1 protein-coding gene is annotated in these 238 nt (G+C 66.0%); it reads right to left on the bottom strand.

Annotated elements, in window-relative coordinates; genetic code table 11:
- Positions 1–238, bottom strand: a 238-nt coding sequence (locus SB753_RS41145) for an AAA-associated domain-containing protein (protein ID WP_410805691.1), incomplete at both ends; no start/stop codon positions are given.

Here is a 238-nt window from a genome sequence, read left to right as displayed (position 1 = left end):
CGTGCCGAATTCGGCGAACACGCGCGCGGGCGGCGTCAGGAAAATATCGCCTTCGCGGACGTCGGCGAAACCGAGGTGCTGAAGCACTTCCGCGACCGGGAACAGGTCGTCCACTTCGAGATGCAGCGAACGCGCGATTTCCGGCATGTCCGCGCGGCCGTGATACGGCGCGGCGGCGAGCGTCTCGATCAGACCGGCCATCAGGTTGGTCGACACGTGCGGCAACCAGCTATGCAGC

The sequence above is a fragment of the Paraburkholderia sp. SIMBA_053 genome (assembly GCF_046534895.1).
Lineage (GTDB): Bacteria > Pseudomonadota > Gammaproteobacteria > Burkholderiales > Burkholderiaceae > Paraburkholderia > Paraburkholderia caledonica.
This window is presented reverse-complemented; position numbering and strand designations above follow the sequence as displayed.